Source organism: Spirosoma profusum (assembly GCF_014699005.1).
GTDB classification, from domain to species: domain Bacteria; phylum Bacteroidota; class Bacteroidia; order Cytophagales; family Spirosomataceae; genus Spirosoma; species Spirosoma profusum.
The window spans coordinates 160,432-182,240 of the sequence record NZ_JACWZY010000014.1; the positions used below are offsets into that span (position 1 = coordinate 160,432).

Annotated in this window: 15 protein-coding genes; 9 read left to right on the forward strand and 6 right to left on the reverse strand. The window is 47.9% G+C overall.

Translation table 11 applies throughout. The features are described 5' to 3' along the window. Positions 1 to 34 precede the first annotated feature (34 nt). A complete protein-coding gene (locus IC229_RS17380; RefSeq protein WP_394355954.1) occupies positions 35 to 1,042 on the forward strand; it encodes a zinc dependent phospholipase C family protein in 1,008 nt (335 codons plus the stop codon). Positions 1,043 to 1,163: 121 nt separating this feature from the next. Here the strand turns inward: IC229_RS17380 and IC229_RS17385 are convergent, their stop codons facing one another. Continuing rightward, complete coding sequence (locus IC229_RS17385; RefSeq protein ID WP_190888265.1) at positions 1,164 to 2,048, reverse strand: sugar phosphate isomerase/epimerase family protein; 885 nt, start codon at positions 2,046 to 2,048, stop codon at positions 1,164 to 1,166. A gap of 157 nt (positions 2,049 to 2,205) precedes the next feature. On the opposite strand from IC229_RS17385, the gene IC229_RS17390 reads away from it, so the two are divergent. Together IC229_RS17390 and IC229_RS17395 are read left to right on the forward strand one after the other, a co-directional pair. Beyond that, positions 2,206 to 3,417 (forward strand): class I SAM-dependent rRNA methyltransferase, encoded by a 1,212-nt coding sequence (locus IC229_RS17390; protein ID WP_190888266.1) that lies wholly within the window; start codon positions 2,206 to 2,208, stop codon positions 3,415 to 3,417. A gap of 155 nt (positions 3,418 to 3,572) precedes the next feature. Beyond that, entirely contained in the window at positions 3,573 to 5,342 is a 1,770-nt protein-coding gene (locus IC229_RS17395) for a pyruvate dehydrogenase complex dihydrolipoamide acetyltransferase (protein WP_190888267.1), read from the forward strand. A 90-nt stretch (positions 5,343 to 5,432) separates the two neighbouring features. On the opposite strand, the gene trxA is transcribed toward IC229_RS17395, so the two are convergent. The 4 genes from trxA to IC229_RS17415 all read right to left on the reverse strand — a co-directional run bounded on the left by trxA (position 5,433) and on the right by IC229_RS17415 (position 12,327). Then, a complete protein-coding gene (gene trxA, locus IC229_RS17400; protein ID WP_190888268.1) occupies positions 5,433 to 5,777 on the reverse strand; it encodes a thioredoxin in 345 nt (114 codons plus the stop codon). Positions 5,778 to 5,851: 74 nt separating this feature from the next. Beyond that, entirely contained in the window at positions 5,852 to 9,487 is a 3,636-nt protein-coding gene (dnaE, locus tag IC229_RS17405; protein ID WP_190888269.1) for a DNA polymerase III subunit alpha, read from the reverse strand. A 195-nt stretch (positions 9,488 to 9,682) separates the two neighbouring features. Continuing rightward, on the reverse strand, positions 9,683 to 10,999 hold the full coding sequence (locus tag IC229_RS17410; RefSeq protein WP_190888270.1) for a serine hydrolase domain-containing protein: 1,317 nt from the start codon (positions 10,997 to 10,999) through the stop codon (positions 9,683 to 9,685). Between the two features lie 38 nt (positions 11,000 to 11,037). Continuing rightward, the gene (locus IC229_RS17415) at positions 11,038 to 12,327 is read right to left on the reverse strand and encodes a spinster family MFS transporter (protein WP_190888271.1); all 1,290 of its coding nucleotides are present in this window, start codon (positions 12,325 to 12,327) and stop codon (positions 11,038 to 11,040) included. A gap of 253 nt (positions 12,328 to 12,580) precedes the next feature. Here IC229_RS17415 and IC229_RS17420 point away from each other — a divergent pair, with 253 nt between their 5' ends. The 3 genes from IC229_RS17420 (at position 12,581) to IC229_RS17430 (ending at position 15,184) form a co-directional block, all read left to right on the forward strand. After that, a complete protein-coding gene (locus tag IC229_RS17420; protein ID WP_190888272.1) occupies positions 12,581 to 13,906 on the forward strand; it encodes a rhamnogalacturonidase in 1,326 nt (441 codons plus the stop codon). A gap of 144 nt (positions 13,907 to 14,050) precedes the next feature. Further along, a complete protein-coding gene (locus tag IC229_RS17425; RefSeq protein WP_190888273.1) occupies positions 14,051 to 14,548 on the forward strand; it encodes a hypothetical protein in 498 nt (165 codons plus the stop codon). A gap of 156 nt (positions 14,549 to 14,704) precedes the next feature. Further along, a complete protein-coding gene (locus IC229_RS17430) occupies positions 14,705 to 15,184 on the forward strand; it encodes a nuclear transport factor 2 family protein (RefSeq protein ID WP_190888274.1) in 480 nt (159 codons plus the stop codon). Positions 15,185 to 15,289: 105 nt separating this feature from the next. On the opposite strand, the gene IC229_RS17435 is transcribed toward IC229_RS17430, so the two are convergent. Then, a complete protein-coding gene (locus tag IC229_RS17435; protein ID WP_190888275.1) occupies positions 15,290 to 15,805 on the reverse strand; it encodes an acyl-CoA thioesterase in 516 nt (171 codons plus the stop codon). A gap of 196 nt (positions 15,806 to 16,001) precedes the next feature. Between IC229_RS17435 and IC229_RS17440 the strand changes: the two genes are divergently transcribed. The 3 genes from IC229_RS17440 (at position 16,002) to IC229_RS17450 (ending at position 21,581) form a co-directional block, all read left to right on the forward strand. Beyond that, positions 16,002 to 17,048, forward strand: a complete 1,047-nt coding sequence (locus IC229_RS17440) for a fasciclin domain-containing protein (RefSeq protein ID WP_223834054.1) — start codon at positions 16,002 to 16,004, stop codon at positions 17,046 to 17,048. A gap of 205 nt (positions 17,049 to 17,253) precedes the next feature. Further along, positions 17,254 to 20,322, forward strand: coding sequence for a DNA polymerase I (gene polA / locus IC229_RS17445; RefSeq protein ID WP_190888276.1), 3,069 nt, complete (start codon positions 17,254 to 17,256; stop codon positions 20,320 to 20,322). A 143-nt stretch (positions 20,323 to 20,465) separates the two neighbouring features. Next, positions 20,466 to 21,581: a DUF2911 domain-containing protein gene (locus IC229_RS17450; protein ID WP_190888277.1), complete on the forward strand. Its 1,116-nt coding sequence runs from the start codon at positions 20,466 to 20,468 to the stop codon at positions 21,579 to 21,581. Positions 21,582 to 21,809 lie beyond the last annotated feature (228 nt).

A 21,809-nucleotide genomic window follows, 5' to 3' on the forward strand; every position in this document is an offset into this window, starting at 1 on the left:
AAGAAATATTTTTTTTGGAAGTTTAGTGAACGGTATGTCGATTCAGCCTGAAAAATTGGGCGAAATGCAGACTATACAACTAAATTCTGACTTGCATTTTTCCAATTTTCCGTCCCCGGTGTGGCACCATCCAGTGTGGGGATTTTTTGCGCATCAGCAAATAAACCGACTGGCCGTTTTCACGCTCCCAATCGAGATGACGCCGTTTTTCAAAAAGCACATCGATTTTCTGACTGACAATGCAGTTAATCCCGATAAGCGTCGATACGCGGTAGTAGGAGAGGCTCCACGACACTTTATTGATCTGGATGCTTATCCTGATACGTTGACGACCACGCTGCCTCGTTACTATAAAGATGCTGCCGATCAATATAGTGCCGATACGTTAGCTCTACACGGCATCGTACCCTGGCAAATTCAACTGACGAAATATCAACTCACAGAAGCGTTCAAACAGCGAAATGTCCGGCGGATTCTGCGAATAGCTGCGGATTTGGGCCATTATATCGCCGACGCCAACGTACCGTTGCACACGACGCGCAATTATAATGGTCAACTGACCAATCAACAAGGGATTCACGGCTTTTGGGAGTCGCGTCTACCAGAGCTTTTCAGTACTACGTATGATTTTCTAACTGGGCAGGCTGAATACATTCAATCGCCACAAAAGGTGGCATGGCGAGCGGTTTTCAGGGCCAATGCAGCTTTGGATTCGGTGCTACGTATCGAGCAAGAGCTAACCAGTAAAGTAGGGGAGAGCCGTAAATATGGTTTTGAGGAACGTAACGGAGTGACGACCAAAGTCTATTCAGCGGATTTTTCGCGGCAATATCATGATTTGCTACGTGGTCAGGTGGAGCGCCAGATGCGGGTGTCGGTGAAGATGGTGGGTGATTTCTGGTATACCTGTTGGGTCGATGCCGGCCAGCCCGATTTACGCAAACTCGCTACGTATCAATTGACGCCCGACGAGCAAAAGGAAGACGTTGAGGAAAAGAAAAGTTGGTTGAAGAGGCTGTTTTCGGCGAGGGAGGAATTCTGAACCGGGATTTAGCAGATTGAAGGATTTTCAGGATTTTGTTTTCGCTTCTTCGAAGCGTGTTGATCTAAAGAAAGCAAAATCCTGAAAATCCTTCAATCTGCTAAATCCCGGTTCCGATAATTTAAACACTAAGCGTTTTCATGTACTCCGCGTCGTTTTTCATACTCACCATTGGCGATTCGGGGTATTCTTCCTGCTCCACGATGAAATATTTGATGCCACTGTCCATAGCGACACGTAGCGTTTTCTTGAAATCGACGCTGCCTTTACCAAGATCGTTCTGAACAGGTTTGCCGTTTTCTTTCTTGTAATCTTTGATATGGCACAACTCGTAACGACTGCCGTATTTCTTCAAATGTTCGGTCGTATCGACGCCTGCTACGTCAATCCAGCACAGATCCAGTTCAAACATTACGTTCTTGGGGTCGGTGTTGGCGAGCAGGTATTCTTGCGGGAGTTTACCGTCGAGGGGAATAAACGAGTAGTTATGGTTGTGATAACCGAATTTCAACCCACTTTTCCGGGCTTCTTCCCCGAACGAATTGAATGCGTCGGCAATTTTTTTCCAGTCATCCCATGTTTTCTGCGGACCGATGAAGGGGCAGAGTAAGTAGCTCAGACCAGCTCCTTTTGCCATCTCGATACTCTTTTTAAGCGCATCTGGTTTATCCATTTCACCCCGAAAATTGAAGTGCGTACTCACCATTTCTACGCCTATACCATCCAGAAAGGATTTCATTTCCTTAGGCTCCATACCCCACAGAAAACCTTTGGCTCCGCCAAAACTTTCGAACTGTTTATATCCCATCTGGGCCAGTTGCGTCATAACACCTTTAGGATCTTTGGGTATTACGTCGCGAACACTGTAAAGCTGAACGCCAAACGGACTAATGGGTTTAGCAGCGTTGTTTGTCAGTAGGGTAGCGGCCATCGACGCCGATTGGCCGAGGGTGAAGGCTCCGGCGGTTAATAAGCCAGATTGTTTTAAAAAACTACGTCGTTGCATAGGTTGAAAAAAGGTAATTAGTTCAGAGCGTAAAGATGGAGAAAAATAAAGAGCGAAAGAATGAAAGAGCGCTGCCTACTGGACCAACACTCTTTCGCTCTTTCATTCTTTCGCTCGTTGAGCTGCTCTTTCACACTTTCACTCTTTAAATTCGCGCATGAATTTCGCTAAAATTTATTTGCAGGCTGGGCGCGACGAAGCTGTTCGAAGGTTTCACCCCTGGATATTTTCCCGGGCCATCAGCCGATACGAAGGCAATCTGGCCGACGGCGACGTAGTGGAAGTGTTTGATAATAAACAGCGTTATCTGGCCACCGGGCATTACCACGACGGAAGCATTGTTGTGCGGCTGTTTTCGTTTGCTGCTACGTCCGGTGGTCCTGTTACGCCCGATTTACCGTACTGGACCCAAAAGCTTACGCACATACGTAGCATACGCCGGGCGATTGTTGAAGCCAACCAAAACGCTGGACAAACTAATTGTTATCGGTTAGTACATGGTGAAGGCGATAACTGCACGGGCCTCATCATCGATATGTATAATGGCGTAGCCGTGTTACAGGCGCACTCCATCGGCATGCACCGTGAACGTACCATTATAACCGAAGCTCTCAAAAACGTATTTGGCGATGAACTCGAAGCCGTTTACGATAAAAGCGCCGATACGTTGCCCGAAGAATATGGCGCGACAGTAACTAATGGCTATTTATTTGGGCGAACACCCGTACCGCACCCGGTTCAGGAAAATGGTAATACATTCCTGGTGAACTGGATTACAGGACAAAAAACCGGTTTCTTTCTTGATCAGCGTGACAATCGGGCGTTGCTCGCACAGTATGCGCAGGGTAAAAAAGTCCTGAATGCGTTCTGTTATTCAGGAGGTTTCTCGGTGTATGCACTCAAGGCGGGAGCCGAGTTAGTGCATTCTGTCGACGTATCGCAGAAAGCTATTGATCTGACGAACCAGAACATCGGGGCAAATTTTGACGAAGAGGACGTACCGCATGAAGCGTTTGCCGAGGACGTAATGCATTATTTGAAAGCGCATGATCATCAATACGACGTAGTGGTGCTCGATCCGCCTGCTTATGCCAAAAGTATGTCGGCTCGCCACCGGGCGGTGCAGGGGTATAAGCGATTAAATGCCGAAGGATTTCGTCGGGTGGCCAAAGGCGGAATTTTATTTACGTTTTCGTGTTCTCAGGTAGTTGACCGTGAACTGTTTTACAACACCATTGTGGCTGCGGCCATCGAAGCGGGGCGACAGGTACGTGTACTACACCATCTGAGCCAACCTGCCGACCACCCGGTAAATTTGTTTCATCCGGAAGGAGGCTATCTAAAAGGCCTGGTACTTTGGGTAGAATAGTAGCAATGAACCATGAGTGATGAGTGATACGTAATAGTTTTATTTTTCACTCATCGCTCATCGTTTATCACTCATCACTATTTTCGCTAATTTTGGGTCCCAACCGGAGCGCCGGACCGATCCATTCGTATAACCCGATTACATATAGCTAAATTATGGCTGAATTAATTCGAATGCCCAAGATGAGCGACACCATGACCGAAGGCGTCATTGCGGAGTGGCACAAAAAAGTGGGCGATAAAGTTAAGTCCGGCGACGTACTGGCCGAAGTAGAAACCGATAAAGCCACCATGGATCTGGAGTCGTACGAAGAAGGTACGTTGCTCTATATCGGCGTTGAAAAGGGAGCTTCGGTACCTGTTGATGGGATATTAGCTATCATTGGAGCTGATGGTGAAGATTACAAAGCTCTTTTGAACGGCTCAAGTGGTGGTAGTCAGGAAGCGGCTTCACCAGCTCCCAAACCAGAACCGGCTCCGGTGCCTGCTAACAGCGCAAGCGGTGAAACCGCTACAAAACTCCCTGATCAGAAAGCTGTTTCGGCAGCTCCGGCTGAGAACGTCAATGCGTCGATCATTCGGATGCCGAAAATGAGCGACACCATGACCGAAGGAACCATTGTGGCCTGGCATAAAAAAGAAGGCGACACAGTGAAATCGGGTGACGTATTGGCCGAAGTAGAAACCGACAAAGCTACGATGGACCTCGAAGCCTATGAGGAAGGTACGTTACTCTACGTTGGTGTGAAAGAAGGAGCTTCGGTAGCTGTCGATGATATCATTGCTGTCGTTGGTGAGAAAGGCGCGAATTTTAAAGTGCTGCTCGATGGCGGAGGAATGTCAGGCGGTGGTATACCGGCCGATCAGACCGATGGCGGAGGAGTCGCAATAGGCGGAGGTAGATCGGCTGAGCAAAACCCGCAGGCTTCTCAACCTGCCAATGCTGATACCGATTTGTCGTATGGTGGTGGCGCTGGTGATACGTCCGAGTCGAACGGTCGCGTAAAAGCATCTCCATTGGCAAAAGCGATTGCCGCTGAAAAAGGCATCAATCTGGCTCAGGTGAAAGGCTCTGGCCCTGAAGGACGTATCGTGAAGAGCGATATTGAATCGTTTGTTCCCGGAACGGCTCCTGCTACTAAACCTGCTACGTCTCAACCGACTGCGCAACCTGCACAGGCACCTGCTACGTCGGCACCGACTGCTGCACCAAACGTACCAACTCCGGCTGCAACCTCCGTTGGGGGCGAATACGAAGATGTTCCGGTCAGTCAGATGCGGAAAACCATTGCCCGTCGGTTGAGTGAAAGCCTGTTTACGGCTCCGCATTTCTACCTCACTATGGAAATCAACATGGACAAGGCGATGGATTTGCGTGGTGTAGTCAATGGACTTAGCCCGGTGAAAGTATCGTTCAACGATTTCGTTATCAAGGCCGCTGCACTGGCTTTGAAACAGCACCCGAATGTGAACTCGTCGTGGCTGGGCGATAAAATTCGGAAATACAAATACGTCAATATCGGTGTGGCAGTAGCCGTTGATGAAGGACTATTGGTTCCCGTGGTACGTAACGCCGATCAGAAAACCCTGTCGACTATTTCGGGAGAAGTAAAAGATCTGGCTGGAAAAGCCAAAGACAAAAAACTGCAACCAAAAGATTGGGAAGGCAGTACGTTCTCCATCTCGAACCTGGGTATGTTCGGCATCGATGAATTCACGGCGATCATCAACCCTCCCGATTCGTGTATTTTGGCGATTGGAACCATCAAGCAGTCTGTGAAATTTGAGGGAGACGTCGCGAAGCCAACCAACGTAATGAAAGTAACCCTCTCTTGCGACCACCGCGTCGTGGATGGTGCAACGGGCGCGGCTTTCCTACAAACGGTGAAGCAACTGCTTGAAGACCCAATGCGGATGCTGGTATAATGTTTGTAGCCCGGAGGTAGACGTCCAGGCTACAATAAAAAGAGCCGCTCCGAAATTCGGAGCGGCTCTTTCTGTAAAAAACCTAAATTATTAGATCGTTGCGGGTTCCATAGCTCCCTGGAGTTTTTGCTCCAGTACGTTTTTGGGAACAGCACCAATTACTTTATCAACTAACTGACCATTTTTGAAGATCATCAGGGTTGGAATGCTGCGGATACCAAATTTAGCAGGCGTCTGCGAATTTTGGTCAACGTCCATTTTGGCGACAACGGCTTTACCTTCGTATTCACCGGCAAGTTGTTCCACGATTGGACCAACCATCCGGCAAGGACCGCACCATTCGGCCCAGAAATCTATTAAAACGGGTTTGTCAGAATTTATGAGTTCGCTGAAGTTCGCGTCGGTCGCTTCTACGGCATGAGATCCTGCTGCCATGACTGAAATGAGTTTATGTATATTGAACTTGTTTCTGCTACATAAACCGTTTTGAGAGCGATTAGTTCCGAATTTTACGCCACCTTACACGTAACGCCATCTATAGCTTCCAGTGCCCTAAGGAACGTATTGGCCGGGAATACTTTCAAGGTTCGCGATTGTAAACTGACTTCGATACGTTCAATCGGGTCTACTACGTTCAGCGATAGCGTGCAGGTGCCAGGATGCGCACTAACCAGTTCGTTTATCTGCGCCACTAACTGCGCATTTAAGGAATCCAGCGTGAGCGAAACGCGAATTTCCTTGCAGAATTTCTCGCGCATTTCGGTTAGTAGCCGAATGGTTATTGGCTTAAATTCCAGATTCTCGGAGTTCCAGCGATTTTGCGTTTTACCCGTAATATGCAAGAATCGGCCCACATCGATGTATTGACCCAGTCGAACGTAATCGTCTCCGAAAAGCGCCAACTCAATGGACGTATTATAGTCTTCTATTTTGAAGATACAGAAGGGATTACCGTTCTTGGCAATTTTCGTCTGCATCGCCGAAACGATTCCCGCTACCTTGATCTCTGGCGTTTTGACTTCGTAGATTTTGTCAAGTGTACAGTTACAGAATCCTTCGAGCTCGAGCTTGAACTCGTCTAGCGGGTGGCCGGTGATGTAGAAACCTACTACGTCCTTTTCGAATTTGAGCTTTTCAATCTGATTCCATTCGGGCACTGTTGGCGCTTTGGGGCGGGCAATCATTGGCTCACCATTCATCATGGCGCCAAATAATGATTGCTGTGCGGCTGCTTTCTCTGCGTGGTAATTATTGGCGTAGCGGATAACCTTATCCAGAAACGGCGACGTATCACCATCGGCCATTTCGAAATATTGCGCCCGGTGGTATTCGTCGATGCTGTCGAAAGCACCGGCATAGGCCAGCGATTCCCACGTTTTTTTATTGACGGTACGTAGGTTGACGCGAATGGCGAAGTCGAAGATATCCTTGAAAGCTCCCCCAGCTTTACGTTCTTCAATGATGGCTTCCACAGCCGCATCGCCTGCCCCTTTGATACCACCCAACCCGAACCGAATTTCCCCTTTACTATTTACGCCAAATACCCGTTCCGACTCGTTTACATCAGGACCAAGTACCTGAATGCCAAGATTTTTACATTCTTCCAGGAAGAACGTAATCTTTTCAATGTTACCTAAGCTGCTGGTTAATACGGCAGCCATGTACTCCGACTGATAATACGTTTTGAGGTAGGCCGTCTGATAGGCTACAAACGCATAACAGGTTGAGTGTGACTTGTTAAAGGCGTACGACGCAAATGCTTCCCAGTCGGTCCAGATTTTCTCGCAGGTTTTCAGGGGTAGTTTATTGGCTCCGCAGCCTTCCATAAACTTGCCCTTCATCTTGTCGAGCGTGGCCCGGTCTTTCTTACCCATCGCCTTCCGTAATACGTCGGCGTCGCCCTTCGTGAAGTTGCCGAGCTTTTGCGAAAGGAGCATCAACTGTTCCTGATAAACCGTGATACCATACGTATCGGCCAGAAACTCTTCCATTTCGGGAAGGTCGTATTTAACCTCCTCGCGGCCGTGTTTGCGGTTGATGTAGTTTGGAATATACTGAATCGGCCCCGGACGGTAGAGGGCGTTCATGGCAATGAGGTCCCCAAAGCGGTCGGGCTTGAGGTCCTTCATGTGCTTTTTCATCCCGTCGGATTCGAACTGGAAAATGGCGTTGGTTTCGCCCCGTTGGAACAGCTCGTACGCTTTCGGGTCATCCAGCGGAATATCGTCGATGTCGGTTTCAACACCGTCTATGCGGAAGCCGCCGTAATTCTGCTTAATCAGTCGTAAGCATTCCTTAATGATGGTGAGGTTGCGTAGCCCCAGAAAGTCCATCTTGATAACGCCCGCATCCTCAATGACTTTCCCTTCGTACTGCGTGATAATCAGATTGGTATCTTTCGACGTAGAGACCGGAACGATGTTCGACAGATCGTCGGGTGCAATGATGATACCCGCTGCGTGGACGCCTGTGTTACGTACCGTGCCTTCGAGCCGACGCGCCTGTTGCAATACGTTCTGCACCTTCTCCGTGTCGATCAATTTCATGGCCCGCCCCACGCTCTGATCGCCCAATTCGAGCGCCCGCATCTTCCGGACATTTTCAACTTCGTCGGGCTGAATGACGTTAGCTAGTCCACCCGGTCCATCGATGGGGTCCTCAAAAATGCGCTTGAGGGTCATGTTGTACGTCGGCTTATCGGGCACGAGTTTCGCCAGGGCGTTTGCGTCGGAGAGGGGTAAGTCCATCACGCGCGCCACGTCTTTAATAGACGATTTGGATGCCATCGTACCATACGTAACGATGGCCGCTACCTGCTGCTTACCGTACTTGTCTACTACGTAGTCGATTACCCGCTGACGGCCTTCGTCGTCAAAATCGGTATCGATATCGGGCATAGATTTCCGGTCAGGGTTCAGAAAACGCTCGAACAGTAGGTCATACTTGATGGGGTCAATGTTGGTAATGCCAATGCAATACGCTACTGCACTACCGGCAGCACTGCCCCGGCCGGGGCCCACCATTACACCCATGTCGCGTCCGGCTTTGATGAAGTCAGCGACAATGAGGAAGTAACCGGCAAATCCCATCGTTTTGATGGTAAATAACTCGAAGTCAATACGTTCCTGAGATACCTGGTTGATTTCCCCCCAGCGGGTTTTAGCACCTTCATAGGTCAGGTGTTTGAGGTATTCCCACTGATTTGCTACGTCGTCGGTATGAATCTGAAACTCCTGCGGAATTGGGAAATTTGGGAGAAGAATGTCGCGTTTGAGTTTCAGCACTTCTACCTTATCGACAATCTCGTTGGTGTTGTCGATGGCTTCGGGCAGGTCATGAAACAGGGTGCTCATCTCCTGCGTATTCTTGAAATAGAACTGGTCGGAGAAGAACGCAAAACGGGTATTTTTGGGCATTGCCTCGTCGTCGTTGAATTCCTTCATCGACGGGGTGCTTTGCTTTTCACCCGTGTTCACGCAGAGCAGAATGTCGTGCGCTACCCAGTCGTCGCGATCAACGTAGTGTGAGTCGTTGGAGGCAATGATCTTTACGTTGTACTTACGGGCGAACTTTACAAGCACCTCGTTGGCCTTGATCTGGTCAGGGATTTCGTGCCGTTGTAATTCAACGTAGTAATCTTCACCAAAGCGGTCAAGCCACCATTTGAATTCGATTTCAGCAGCTTCTTCGCCTTTTTTCAGGATGGTTTTGGGGACAATGGCTCCAATACAGCACGTAGTGGCAATCAACCCTTCTTTATACTGGTCAATCAGTTCTTTTGTAACACGGGGGTATTTCCCGTAAAGCCCTTCCATATAACCCAGCGAACAAAGTTTCGCCAGGTTTTTGTAGCCCTGCGCATTCTTTGCCAACAGCAACTGGTGATATCGAATGTCTTTCTGTTCTTTGGTGAACTGCTTTTTATGGTGATCATCCACTACGTAGAACTCGCAGCCAACAATGGGTTTGATGCCTTGCTTACTGGCTTCGGCCACAAACTCGAACACGCCGAACATATTGCCGTGGTCGGTGATGGCAACGGCGGGCATATTGTCGGCTTTAGCCTTCTTAATCAGCTTTTTAATGTCGGCTTGCCCGTCGAGCAGCGAGTATTGGGTGTGGCAGTGGAGATGAGAAAATTGCATTGTCTGAACCGGGATTTTCCTGATTAATATGATTTACAGGATTTTGTTCTTCTGTAAAAATAGGAAAACTGGAGTGGACAGAGATGCAGATTATGGGGGAAATTTGAAAAGAATTTGATAAAGGATTGATAGGCAAAGGAATCTGTTTAAGTTTAAACAGATTCTGGTAATACGTTTCTTTGAAACACATGCTCATTAATCATTGATTGCCTGATATACCAAAGGCCTGAATGCTTTATCGGTGTTCGATACGTATGGCCCCCACATATTTCGGTAGATCAAAACCAGCATATCTTCTTTAGGATCAACCCAGTAAGAGGTTGAAAATACGCCACCCCAGGAGTACGTACCTGCCTGACTGGGGGTAAACTTGCTTCCATTTTCAGAAACAACCAGAAAGCCAAACCCAAATTTATTTTCAGGGGCATGGTCGCCGATATTAGGATTCAGGTCACCAATTTGATTCATGGTCATCAGCCGTACGGTATTGCGGGCGAGTAGCCGCACGCCGTTGTATTCACCGCCATTCAGCAACATTTGCAGGAAAACGGCATAATCGTAAACAGTGGTCGACATGCCGCCACCACCCGAAAAATAGGTGTGTTTTTGAAGCGGATAATTCATGTTGAGCGCCCCGCTAAAAACTGATGCCTGCTTTTTGATCGTTCCTGAAGAATCGCCCTGGAAAAAATTAACCAGTCGAGAAGCTTTTTCGGGTGGTACGTTAAAATAAGTATCCTTCATGCCAAGTGGCTGACAAATACGTTTCAGAAAGAATTCCTCCAGGTTCATACCCGACCACTTTTCGATCAGATAGCCTAATAAATCCATATTCAGTCCATATTTCCATTGCTCACCGGGCTGGAAAAATAGGGGTAGCGTGCCCAGGCGCGTCATTGCATCGGCAAGAGTCTGCCCTTTGACATCGACGCCAACCCCGCCTGTCATATTGCTTTTAGCATAAATGGCAATTTCTGATGGCGTACCGATTCCTGGGTAACCCAAACCCGATGTATGGGTCAGCAGGTCGCGAATGGTGACGGGGCGTTTGGCCGGAAGGGTTGTATACGTAGTGTCTTTGGCGTTGAAGGTAGCCAGCACTTTTTGATTCGAGAAGGTTGGAATGAACTTAGAAACGGGATCGTCCAGCGAAAATTTTCCTTCCTCCCAAAGCATCATCACAGCTACCGAAGTGAGTGCTTTTGTTTGCGAAGCTACCCGAAAGATGCCGGTTTTGTCGAAAGGCGATTTCGTATCCGGATCATTATACCCATGTGCTTTGAAGAAAACGATTTTCCCATGACGAGCGATCAGAACTACTGACCCGTTCACCCATTTCTGCCTGACCCAATTTTGCATACTGGCGTCCAATCGAGCTAGCCGATCAGCAGAAAATCCGCCAGCAGCCGGCGCGGCTTCAGCCAAAACTTTTGCGTTTGACTGGGCTTGAACCGTGTTTTCGTAAGCGATACATAAAAACAGAATAAACTGGGCGATCAGGTAACGAATCATGGTTTTGGGAACAGGACTTGTAATGGAATATTGTAGCGTCAACGTATCGATTTCAGATCAGCCGTCAGTTTTCTTGCAGCTATTAAAAAAAGAGTAGTCGACCCAAAACTTATTACGATCACGATTGACATGGCCCAACGTAGCGACTCATTACCCAACGAGGGAGCAAGCCAGTCGCTGATGATTCCGACAGTTAATGGCCCGAATCCCAATCCAACCAGGTTGAGAACAAAAAACAGGATAGCGGACGTAAGTGAACGCATCGACGACGGAACAAGGCTGTGAGACACGGCAATTGAAGGCCCTAAATACAGACTTTGAAGAGCCGCTGTTAAGCCCAGACAGATCAGCGAATAAGTCGTATTTTGTAGAAAGAGGGCTCCTGTTGCAAACGGAATCGATACAATAATGGCATAAGCAGGAATTCTGAGGTACTGCCGCTTATCTATTTTCCCGAAATGATCGGTCAGCAACCCACCGGCATACGAACCGATTGCTCCGCCAATGCCGAAGAGCGGGCCGAGCAAAGCACCAATTTCTGCATTCTTCATTCCATGAAGCCTGGCCAGAAAGGAGGGTGCCCAATTGTTCACTCCATACAGGCAAAAAACATGCAATCCCGTAGCCAACGCCAGATAAACGAAGGTTTTGGTTGCATACAACCGCTTTAACACCTCACGCAATGAAGGCGACTCGGTTATTAACGCTGGGTTCGCATCCGTAGCCCCACGCCGAGGCTCTTTTACCAACGCATAAAACAGCAATGAAAAAATAACGCCCGGTATACCTACCACGAAAAATGCGGTTCGCCAGCCAAGATGCTGGTTCAGATAACCACCCATTAAATAACCCACCAATATCCCGAAATAAATGCCTGTCGAGTAGATCGAAAGTGCCGTGGCTCGTTTTTCGGGCGGAAAGTAATCGGATAACATCGCATGAGCCGGTGGACTTCCTCCCGCTTCGCCAACGCCAACGCCAATACGTGCCAGTAGCAACTGAAAGAAATTCCGCACCAGGCCCGAGCAAGCGGTCATGATACTCCACAGACCCAGAGACGCGGCCACAATATTCCTGCGATTGGTTTTGTCGGCAAGTCGAGCAATCGGAATGCCCAACGTAACGTAAAACAACGCAAACGTAAAACCGGAGAGTAGTCCGAGTTGGGTGTCGGACAATTGTAACTCTTTCTTTATCGATTCCTGAAGGATGACAAGAAGTTGCCGGTCAACAAAGTTGAAAACGTATACCAGCGTGAGCATCAACAGTACGTAGTTTCGGTAAAGATTACTTACTTCCTCATTTTTAATACGTTCGCTCGTTTGCATAAAGGTGTTGAATAGGGTATAGGAAGTGACGAAAAATAGCCGTTGATGAGGTAAAAAGAAGCAGAAAGCTCTTAATTACTACGTACCTACCAAGAAATATGAAAGTGGTTGATTTTCTAATCGTTAGGCCAACTTTAGTAAGTAAACTGTCGGCTCAGGGCCAACCACCTGATGGTACAGGATGCGTAGATCATGAAGGTTGCGCATCTTAGCGTTTTACAACTGCCAACCCTAAGACTACTACGTTGTCAACATGAGAAAAACACTGTTTTTAATAGCCTGTCTGTGCGCCGGGAACGTACCGATTTACGCCCAAAATTCAGCTAAAGCCACTTTCCCTGATGGAAGTTCGATGAGTAGCTGGTTTACAAACGTGAAAAAGATAAGCCTTGCCCAGCTTGGGAAAGCATATGTGATTATTGATTTTGGCGTAAAATCAGATAGTACGCTCGTACAGACCGAAGCTATTCAGAAAGTCATAAATATCGCAGCCGAAAAAGGTGGCGTCGTAGTGATACCAAAGGGCACGTTTATGAGCGGGGCGTTATTTTTCAAACCCAAAACACATTTGCACGTATCGGAAGGGGCTGTTCTGAAAGGTTCCGACAACATTGCCGACTACCCGAAATTGCCTTCCCGGATGGAGGGCCAAAGTCTGGATTACTTCGCGGCCCTGGTCAATGCGTATCAGGTGGATGGCTTTACGATTTCGGGAAAAGGGAAAATTGATGGTAATGGATTACATTTTTGGGAAGCATTTTGGCAACGACGTAAAGAAAACCCCAACTGTACAAATCTGGAAGTCTCCCGGCCTCGGTTGGTATTCGTCTGGAAATGCAACAACGTACAGGTGCAGGACGTAAAACTGCACAACGCGGGTTTCTGGACGAGCCATTATTATCAGTGCCAGAACGTTAACGTATTGGATGCACACATTTTCTCACCCTACAAACCCGTAAAAGCGCCCAGTACCGACGCCATTGATATTGATGCCTGCACAAACGTTCACATCAAAGGCTGCTACATGTCGGTAAATGATGATGCCATTGCCCTCAAAGGCGGCAAAGGACCCTGGGCCGATCGCGTACCGAGCAACGGAGCCAACACCAATATCCTGATTGAAGACTGTGAATTTGGGTTTTGTCACTCAGCGCTGACCTGCGGAAGTGAAGCGATTCACAATCGCAACGTAGTGATGCGTAACTGCCACGTAAGCGAAGCCAGCCGTGTTTTGTGGCTCAAAATGCGGCCTGATACGCCACAACTTTACGAATATATTCGTGTAGAAAACATTAAAGGTCAGGCGCATAGCCTTCTATACGCTAAGCCCTGGACCCAGTTTTTTGATCTACAGGGCCGTCGGGACGTACCGATTTCGTATGCTAACCACGTAGTGCTGAAAAATATTGAACTCAAGTGTGATACGTTCTTCGACGTAGCGGTTTCAGAGCGTGACAAGCTATCTAATTTTACATTTGAAAACTTCGCTGTCGAAAGTAAAAACGCGGCAATTGATAAAAACGTAGTAAAAGGTTTTACACTCAGAAATGTGAAAGTCAATAACAAATCGCTCGAGTAATGTATTGAGAGATAGTGCGTTCGTAAAATATGTTGCTACGTATACCATCATAAATTCGCACTTTTTTTGGGAATTTATACTTAATAAACGTGGCACGGCGTTTGATAGACGATAAGTATTAACAACCCATACTTATAACTAACCATGGCTACTCCTTACGCCGTTTGCACGTTCCGCGCTACGTTCCTGGCTGTCTTAATCACCAGCTTTTTTGTTTCCGGTTGTAAAAAAAATGGCGGTTTCGGCACTGACGTCGATCCGCGCGATCAATACGTCGGTACCTATGATGGTGGCTACCAAAGCTCGATTAAGCTTGCAACACTTGAATTTCCGCCCGAATCAGGTACTACTTCCATCGTTATTACGAAAGGATCTAACGCCAAAGAGCTTTATATTGAGGTAAAGCTCAATCGCCCTTTTAAAGTTACGGCTGAGTTAGAGGGAAACGGTTTTAAGGTTATTGACCGGAGCCGCGATCAAATCACAATTAATATCAACGGAAAAGCAAGTAATTACGAAGGTGATTTCAGTGCAACCGGCGTATTCGACAAGAACCAAATTGCCATTACAACGACGACCGAAACTGTGCAAACTGGGTCGACTGTCAGCCGGATTGAAGCAATTACTGGTACGAAGAAATAGTGTTAACGTAACAGAGGCTTCTCGTTAGAATTTACTACGTAGTGAAACCGGCCAGATGGCCGGTTTTTTTATGCATGCTACGTTCACCCAGCAAAAACGCATAAAACAGTAAAGTCCGTGGATAACAGACTTTTCCAGGCTGAACATAAATCGACCATGAAATCAATTCTGATGCTTTGCCTGCTGGTTGCCGGGCAGTACGTATATGCGCAAGCGCCCGTAGCTCCATCGGCGGCTGCTACGTCAGCTACTCAAAAATCATTGTCGGCCGACGAAAAAGCGGTTATCGACGCAGAAAAACAGCGATTTGCTGCTCAGGTAAGCGGAGATTATGATTTCCTGAATAAGGTATTAGCAGCCGACCTGGTTTACACCCACTCAAATGGAAATAAAGATTCCAGAGAAACCTTTATTCAATCGCTACGTAGCGGCAAATCGAAGTACGAATCCATTGATCCAGAAGAGCAAAACGTTCGTCTGTACGGCAACACAGCCGTAATTAATGGCGTCTGTTTGTCGAAAGTGACGAGTAACGGGCAGACTAATAATTTGCACCTGCGCTACCTGTCGGTATATGTAAAAAATAACAACCAGTGGCAGATGGTGGCCTGGCAGTCGCTGAGGATGGCCAACTAGAACCGGGATTTAGCAGATTGAAGGATTTTCAGGATTTTGTTTTTCGCTTCTTTGAAGCGCCTATCGACAAAATCCTGAAAATCCTTCAATCTGCTAAATCCCGGTTCAGACTTTCAAAAACTCCCGCAATTCCTGTGCGTCCTGCGGCTTCATTCTTCCCGCTAGCACCAGACGTAGCTGCCGTCGACGTAGTGCGCTGGCGTAACGCTCTTTTTCTTCGTCGGTCTCGGGAATGACGGCGGGCACTTCGATGGGGCGACCACTTTGGTCGACTGCGACAAACGTGTAAAAAGCACTATTCGTGCTCACCCGAACGCCCGCCGGAATATCTTCGGCCCAAACCTCAATAAAGACTTCCATCGACGAACTGAACGCTCGGGTAACCTGCGCTTTCATGGTTACGATGTTTCCCAGCCGAATGGGTTCTGAAAACGATACGTTATCGACGGAAGCCGTGACGACAACGCGGTTGGAGTGTTTTTGGGCTGCAATGGCTGCGGCAATGTCCATGAAATGCAGAAGCCGCCCGCCCATCAGGTTGTTGAGCGTATTGGTATCATTGGGCAGCACCATCTCGGTCATCACCGTTACCGATTCTTTGGCAAGTTTGGGTTGAGGCATTGTGTGAGTTGTTAGTCAATAGTCATCAGTCGTTAGTGAGTCAGTTTCTGTAAAGCATGATGTCTAACGACTGATGACTATTGACTTTTTTACAAACCAACGAGCGAAAATCCAAATAGCCAAACAACTTCGGTCAATTATCGTCGGTGAAACAAAACCCCTTAATTGCCGTTCTTTGGAGAACGAATACCCTGTTTTGAAAACGTTTCTCACTACTAATCAGATGATGTACACAAATCGACCCACGCACGTTCTGCGAACCTGGGGCTTATTGCTATGTATTTTGAGTGGAATGACCGTCTTTTTTTCGGCCTGCAAAAAGCAGGAAGAAACGGCTCCAGGGCTCACAACGATCAGCCAGCTTATTAGCAACGGCAGCCGTTTCACTATTCTTAAAGCCGCACTCACAAAATCGGGGATGGATGCTACGTTGAATCAGGCCGGTACGTTCACGCTGTTCGCCCCAACTGACGACGCATTTAAGGCATTTGGTTATGCCGACGTAGCAGCCATCAATGCTGCCCCGGCTGAACTGCTGAAATCCGTATTGCAATACCACGTTTTGTCGACCCGGATTGGCGGTGCAGATATACAGACAGGGGTCAATAATCCGCAACAGACAATGGCCAGTGCGCCCGTGTATATCTCGAAAGTGACGTCGGCTTCGGGAACATCAACGTCGACAACTTCAGGCACGGCGACTATTATTTCAGTAAACGGAGCCCGAATTGTTCAGACCGATGGGGCGGCTACCAACGGTGTCGTACACGCTATTGACCGAATTTTGCTGCCACCCATATTTGGGGACGTAGTAAAGACCATTCAGGGCATCCCGACACTGGTACCTACAGCGTCGTTTAAATTATTACAGGCAGCCGTTACGCGGGCAGGGTCTGCTACGTCGCTGTCATCGGCGAATGCGATTACGGTGTTTGCGCCAACAGATGCCGCTTTTCGAGCGGCTGGTTACGACTCCACAGCCATCGCTAAAGCTCCTGTTGCTACGTTAGCCAGCGTACTAGGATACCACGTATTGAACGGACGGACGTATACACCCTTGATTAGCAACGGCTCAAGTCTCACTACGTTGCAGGGCGGCACTATTACTGCTACGTCCAGTGCCACCGCCGTTACAGTTACCGGCAAAGGAAATGGTACGTCGGCATCGAATGTTACGTTCCCTGATATCACAGCAACTAACGGAGTCGTACATATTATTGACCGATTGTTGCTGCCGCAGTAACAGCACTTGAAACATTGCGTCCCAACGTAGAGACAAGGCATGCCTTGTCTCTACGTTGACCCATTTTGAAGGAATCAAAACCCCTCTATGAACGTTCTGTAAGAAGGTGATTTCTCCTACAATTTCATCAATTTGCCTAGTCAAAAATGCGTGATTGTCCGTAAGACTTTCGACCTTTGGCGAATTGATTTGTGACTCCTTTCGAATGGCCCAACCACAGAAAAAACTCTTCCTGTTAGACGCGCTAGCACTGGTTTACCGCGCTCATTTTGCCTTTAGCAAAGCTCCTCGTATCTCGTCAAGGGGCGTTAATACGTCGGCGATTTTTGGTTTCATGAACGCCATGATCGAAGTATTGACGAAAGAAAAACCCACTCACATCGGCATCGCGTTCGACTCGGCGAAGAAGACCTTTCGGCACGAACAATTTCCGATGTATAAAGCCACTCGACAGTCGCAGCCGGAAGATATAAGTGTGGCCGTTCCTTATATCAAAAAGATTGTGGAGGCCATGCACATCCCGATTCTGATTCTGGAGGGATTCGAGGCTGATGATATTATCGGGACCATTGCCAAAAAAGCGGCACTCGCTGATTTTGAGGTCTATATGATGACGCCCGATAAAGATTACGGGCAATTGGTTGAAGAGCATATTCACATTTACAAGCCGGCATTCATGGGGAAACCCGTTGAGAAACTGGGTGTGAAAGAAGTGTTGGACCGGTGGCAGATTGAACGTATCGATCAGGTAACCGATATGCTGGGATTGATGGGCGATTCGGTCGACAATATTCCGGGAATTCCAGGCGTCGGCGAAAAAACGGCGCAGAAACTCATCGCCGATTTTGGTTCAGTGGAGAACCTGATTGCCCGCGCCGATGAACTGAAAGGAAAACTGAAAGAGAACGTAGTGAATTTTGGCCAACAGGGATTGCTGTCGAAGCAACTGGCAACCATTCATCTGGACGTACCGGTTGATTTTGATGAAGATAAACTACGGCATACGGAATATGACAAACCACGGCTGTCGGCTCTCCTGGATGAATTAGAATTCCGGCAAATGAAGACCCGTTTGCTCGGTTCTGACTTTGAGGAAAAACCACTTCCCGCTACGTTCAAAACGGGTGGTGCTGGTCAGATGAATCTGTTCGATTCTCCTGGTGGTAATACGCCTGCATTCATGCCGTTTCCGAATATGAGCGCGGTCAACCCGTCGGGGGCGGATGATTTACCATTCGATTTTTCGGGTGCGGCTACGGCGTCGGCACCATCGACTGAGAAACCCAAAGGCAAACGCACTACTGTAAAGGTGCCAGCGTCGTCGGCTGCGGAAGCAACGCCCAACAAGGTTACCGAAACGATTACAACTGATGATAAAACGGGTGCCGAAGTTACCGAACAGCCGGCGTATCTAGACGTTTACCCGGATTATGAAATTGATGAAAATCAGCCCGAACGCCGAAAAACGATTCTGTCGGTGAAGCACGATTACCGGTTGGTCGATACGCCAGAATTGCGTGCCAGTCTGGTTCATTACCTGAATCTTCAGGAAAGCATCTGTTTCGATTCCGAAACCACCGCCATTGACCCCGTTGAAGCTGATTTAGTAGGCTTGTCGTTTGCGTATCGCACAGGCGAAGCGTTCTACGTTCCCGTACCCGAGGACCGGGCTGAAGCTCAGGCCGTGGTAGACCAATTCAAACCGATGCTGGAAAATCCGGCCATTAGCAAGATTGGACAGAATCTGAAATACGACCTCCTGATGCTGAAAAAGTACGGCGTCGAGGTACAGGGTAAGTTGTTCGATACGATGATAGCGCACTACCTCATCGAGCCGGAAATGCGCCATAATATGGACATGATGGCGATGACATACCTGAATTACAGCCCTGTAGAAATTGAGTCGCTGATTGGAAAGAAAGGCAAGGGGCAACTCACGATGCGTGATGTAGAGATACAGAAAGTGGTTGACTACGCAGCCGAAGACGCCGACGTTACGTTGCAGCTGAAACAGGTATTCGCCCCTCGACTCGAAAAAGATAACCTCCATAAACTGTTCGATCAGGTCGAAATGCCGCTTGTCCGTGTGCTCACAGACCTGGAACTGGAAGGTGTTACGCTCGATACGAAAGCGCTGGCCGAGCTATCTGCTACGTTGGATGTTGATATGCGGCAGGTGCAGCAGGAGATTTTCAGCATAGCAGGCGAGTCGTTCAATATTGGCTCTCCGAAGCAGCTAGGCGAGGTTTTGTTCGAGAAACTGAAGCTCGATAAAAACGCTAAAAAGACGAAAACCGGCCAATACGCGACGGGCGAGGAAATCTTGTCGAAACTGGAAGTAGAACACGAAATCGCCCGTAAGATTCTGGATTATCGGGAGTTAATTAAACTCAAAAACACCTACGTCGACGTACTGCCGCTGCTTATTAGTCCACGTACCGGACGCGTGCATACGTCGTTCAATCAGGCCGTTGCCGCTACAGGACGGCTGTCTTCGGTAAACCCGAACCTACAGAACATCCCGATACGTACCCCACGTGGTCAGGAAATTCGGAAGGCGTTCGTGCCACGTGGACCGGAATTCCTTATTATGTCGGCCGATTATTCGCAGATAGAGCTACGTATCATGGCGGCTTTCAGTGGCGACAAAACCATGCTCGATGCGTTTAATAATGGCGTCGATATCCATACGCAAACGGCCAGTAAGGTTTTCCATGTTGGTCTTGATGAGGTTACGGGCGATATGCGTCGGAAAGCCAAAACCATCAATTTTGGCATTATTTATGGTATTTCCGCCTTTGGACTTTCGCAACGGTTAAAGATTCCACGTAAAGAAGCCGCCGAAATTATTGAGGAATATTTTGCTGGATTTCCGGCAGTAAAAGATTACATCGACCAGTGTATTGAAAAGGCACGCGGCTTTGGTTATGCCGAAACCATTCTGGGCCGTCGCCGTTATCTTCGTGATATCAATTCGCGCAACCAGACTGACCGGATGTTTGCCGAACGTAACGCCGTGAACGCGCCCATTCAGGGTAGTGCCGCCGACATGCTCAAGATTGCCATGATACGTATCCACGAGTTTATGCAGCAGGAGCGCCTGAAATCGAAAATGATTCTGACCGTCCATGACGAACTTGTTTTCGATGCTCACCGCGATGAAATCGAACTGCTACGTGAGCGAGTCGACGACATCATGAAAAATGCCATTCCGATGGCCGTTCGAATGGAAACCGGTATCGGCACCGGCGAAAACTGGCTGCTGGCGCACTGACGTAAATAAGTATCGGGAGAATAAGCAATTTTATTCGGGTGATCTGCATTTATCAGGTGTATGAACCTTTCATAAAAAGCAACTGGGCAATACGCAGATAATGTGGTAGTTAGAGACTTAATGTAAGCTCTAACTACTACACTATGAAAAAGAGAATTGCTTTACTTCTTATTTTTATCATCAGTAAGTCAATTACTTATGCGCAATTAGACCGTATTCCACTTGAACCGGATGGAGGTAACAAACGAGCGTGGGTAGCCGAGCAGATTGGCCTGGTAAAAATAGCCATTACGTATAATCGTCCCGGTGTGAAAGGGCGCGAAGGTAAAATCTACAATACCCCCATTGCTCATTACGGTTTTGTGGATTTGGGGCATGGGACCAGTTATTCGGTTCCCTGGCGGGCGGGTGCTAACGAGAATACCACCATTACGTTCTCGCATCCCGTAAAAATTGAAGGTAAAGACCTGGTCGCCGGTACATACGGTTTTTTTATTGCGCTGGGCCAGAGTGAAAGCACACTGGTATTTTCTAAAAATTCAACCTCCTGGGGCAGTTTTTATTACGAGCCGGAAGCGGATGCCCTGCGCGTGACGGTCAAAAACCAAGTTCTTCCCAAAAGCGAAGAGTGGTTGAGCTATGAATTTGTAAATCAGACGGATAGTACGGCGACTATTACGATGTCGTGGGAGAAGTTGATGATCCCATTTACCGTTGAAGTAGACAAGAAAAAAATCCAGATGGATGCGTTTCGAGCTTATTTCAAAAGTACGCGTTCTCATACGGATTTGGTGACGGCCGCCAACTACTGCCTGCAAAACAACGTAGAACTGCCTCAGGCACTTGAGTGGATGGACCGGGCGATTAATTTGCGGATTATGGGCGTTAAAAACTTCCAGACAATAAGCACAAAAGCCGCAGTACTTTTCCGCATGAATCGCGCTCAGGAAGCCAAAAAAGTGATGGAAGAAGCACTTCCCATGGCCAGTATGCTCGATATGCATGGGTATGCCCGGACGCTGTTACGTTCCAATGAAATTCAGGAGGCAGTAAAGATTTACAAAACCAATTATGCCAAATACCCAACCGAATTTGTTACGTTGGCGGGTATGGGAAGGGCACATTCCGCCCTGGGCGAATACAAAAAAGCAGCTGAATTCCTCAGAATGGCCCTGCCCAAATCGCCCGATAATTATAATCGAAACGCGTTGGAGGTTATGCTTAAAAAGCTGGATGCCGGCCAGGACGCGAACTTGTAGTAATACATATACCCTTGCTCTACATCTTTTGACAAAGCACAACTTAGGTATTGAGGCTGTTTAAACTTTCAGATGCAACTCCAGAATGAGTGTTTTTGTCATGCTGAAGAATGAAGCATCTTAAGATCTCCTTATTTGTAAGTTAGGACAACTTAAGGGGTTAAGCAAAAGTAATGGTGTATTCTTGACCGACCTGACTTAGAATGCGCTCGACCGCTTTGCGCAGGC